The sequence below is a fragment of the Vibrio tetraodonis genome (genome assembly GCF_003350295.1).
Lineage (GTDB): Bacteria > Pseudomonadota > Gammaproteobacteria > Enterobacterales > Vibrionaceae > Vibrio > Vibrio tetraodonis.
Genome location: NZ_QLYY01000037.1, coordinates 1 through 713, shown reverse-complemented (window position 1 = coordinate 713; position 713 = coordinate 1). Strand labels below are relative to the sequence as shown.

1 pseudogene is annotated in these 713 nt (G+C 51.8%); it reads left to right on the top strand.

From position 1 onward, the window contains the following. Positions 1–713 (top strand): annotated as a pseudogene (locus tag DPF90_RS20175) (hypothetical protein); the annotation flags it as partial.

Below are 713 nucleotides of genomic sequence, written 5' to 3'. Positions count from 1 at the left end.
GTGACGGTTCGTACACCATACCGGGTAATGCCAGTGACATTAAGGTGTCGGTACAAACTTCAGATGATACGATTTTTGAAGGGTCAGAAACCTTTAACCTAGACGCTCGAGCGACAGCAACGGTGGGCGGTGAGAGTTTTGATGTCACCGATTCAGGCGCAGGTACGATTACCGATGACCGCGACGGCATGAACAATGCCGACACGCCAACCTTGTCGGTCAGCACAGAGACGGTCGTAGAAGGACAGGCGGCGCTGTTTGATGTGGCTCTGTCGAATGAAGTGGATGGTGACGTTCGTTATGAATTCACGATCGATGTTGATGGACAAAGCGCTGAGTTAGCAGACTTTGCTTCGAACCCATTGAGTGTGACTTATAAGGTGGGAGAGACCAGCTTTAACGCCGCAGCCAATGGTGACGGTTCGTACACCATACCGGGTAATGCCAGTGACATTAAGGTGTCGGTACAAACTTCAGATGATACGATTTTTGAAGGGTCAGAAACCTTTAACCTAGACGCTCGAGCGACAGCAACGGTGGGCGGTGAGAGTTTTGATGTCACCGATTCAGGCGCAGGTACGATTACCGATGACCGCGACGGCATGAACAATGCCGACACGCCAACCTTGTCGGTCAGCACAGAGACGGTCGTAGAAGGACAGGCRGCGCTGTTTGATGTGGCTCTGTCGAATGAAGTGGATGGTGACGTTCGT